3 protein-coding genes and 1 pseudogene are annotated in these 1785 nt (G+C 29.9%); all 4 read left to right on the forward strand.

Annotation, left to right across the window (positions count from 1 at the left end; all coding sequences use genetic code 11):
- Window positions 1–311: ArpU family phage packaging/lysis transcriptional regulator (locus ACF91D_RS30090; RefSeq protein WP_392438399.1), on the forward strand; the 311-nt coding region annotated here is incomplete at its 5' end.
- A 191-nt stretch (window positions 312–502) separates the two neighbouring features.
- The gene (locus tag ACF91D_RS30095) at window positions 503–844 is read left to right on the forward strand and encodes a hypothetical protein (RefSeq protein WP_392438400.1); all 342 of its coding nucleotides are present in this window, start codon (window positions 503–505) and stop codon (window positions 842–844) included.
- Between the two features lie 64 nt (window positions 845–908).
- Window positions 909–1433 (forward strand): terminase small subunit, encoded by a 525-nt coding sequence (locus ACF91D_RS30100; RefSeq protein ID WP_392438402.1) that lies wholly within the window; start codon window positions 909–911, stop codon window positions 1431–1433.
- Window positions 1423–1785: pseudogene (locus ACF91D_RS30105) on the forward strand (PBSX family phage terminase large subunit); the annotation flags it as partial. The gene ACF91D_RS30100 and the pseudogene ACF91D_RS30105, both read left to right, overlap by 11 nt.

Raw genomic sequence — 1785 nt, forward strand, 5'->3', positions numbered from 1 at the left:
AGAACTTTAGCTTTATTCCTCCTTCGACTAAGCAAACATTAAATGGTATTGAATCTATTGCTAATAAAAAGATAGAACGACAAAAATTAGAAGATGAATTGAATAGTATATCTCAACTATTAGATGATGGATTAAATACGTTAAGTGCAGAAGAAAGTATTATTATAGGTAGAAGATACTTAGTAAAAGATAATGATACAGATTATCAAATATATACAGAAATGCATTTAGGTAAAACTAAGTATTATAAGATGAAGAAAAGAGCAGTAAATAAAATGGGTATTCATCTTAACTTAGAAGTTTATAAATAATAAAACGCGAACTTTTTGCGAACGAAATGCGAACAATATTTTGAGTTGCATGTGTTACATTAATAGTGTGAACAATAGTGGTCACATTACTATATTATAAAAAGGCACATCCATTCCGCGGATGTGTCTTTTTGTGTGATAATAAGCTATAATAAAAGCGTAGTGCAATATAAACAATGGAGGAATGGGAAATGGGAATATTTATTGAGTATTCAGGGTTAACAATTCAACCAAGCAAGGCTGAAATTAACGATAATGCTAATTTCGTTATTAGTAAGAATAGCAATGTATTAAAGTTCACAACGGAAGAGTTCAGAGAAATAGCGGAGTTTGTTGAAAAAAATGAGTTATCGTTATCTGAACTTAAAATAATAAATCAAAATAATTCATTAGACATACTTGTTAGTTATTTCAATGGTAATAAAGTAACATTTAAAAATTTGCAACCAATTCAATATCAAGGAGTTATTACTTACCAAGTAGAAGTAGTAAAAGCATCAAAAAATTTTAGAAAAAGTTTTAAAAGACCTTAATTTATAGGTCTTTTTTTTACACAAATTTAAACAAGCAATTAGCATAAGAAGGTGATTCAATGACATGAAATTAACAGTAAAACAACAGAAGTTTGCTGATGAATATATCATAAGTGGTAATGCAACTGAATCTGCAATTAAGGCAGGTTATAGTAAAAAAACAGCTGCCTCAGTTGGTGCAGAAAACCTTAGAAAACCATATATTAGAGATTATATTCAAACGCGTATAGAGTCTTTAGAAAATGAAAAGCTAATGAGTGTAAAAGAGGCTCTAATACTTTCTTCTTCAATTGCGAGAGGTGAACAACAGCAAGTCTACTCAAAAGTATATAATCACTTAAAAGATGAAGTTGAAAAAGAAGTCAGTTATACCGTGACACCCAGAATAGAAGAACGACAAAGATCTTTAGAACACATTCTTAAAGTTCACGGTGCATTAAATGGCAATATAAATAATAAAAAAATAGAAAAAGAAATAGAATTATTGCAGAAGAAAATTGAACAAATGGATAATGCAGAAGCCAATGATCAAGAATCACAGATTGCTAAAGCACTTATTAAATTAGCTGGTGGTTTAAATGATAAATAAAGTATTAAATCCAAAGCAGCAAGAAGTATGGAAGTGTTTTATAAACGAAAAACCTAAAATATTAATAGCAAGTGGAGCTAAGCGAGCAGGTAAAACGTATGTGTTTATACTGCTTTTTTTAATGCACATAGCTAGTTATGAGAATAAAGGACTAAACTTCATCATTGGCGGTGCTACTCAAGCATCTATTCGCCGTAATGTGCTAGATGATATGGAATTAATACTTGGAAAAGAGCTTAAATTAGATAAATCAAATGCAGTTAAAATATTTGGAAATAAAGTTTATGTATTCGACGGTCAAAATGCTGATTCGTGGAAAAAAGCACGTGGTTTTACATCAGCTGGAGCATTT

Source organism: Staphylococcus sp. 231237_7MaSpsaltlick (assembly GCF_043107035.1).

Coding starts and splice junctions, on each gene's coding strand:
- ACF91D_RS30095 (WP_392438400.1), top strand. CDS start 503: ATGGGAATATTTATTGAGTATTCAGGGTTAACAATTCAACCAAGCAAG.
- ACF91D_RS30100 (WP_392438402.1), top strand. CDS start 909: ATGAAATTAACAGTAAAACAACAGAAGTTTGCTGATGAATATATCATA.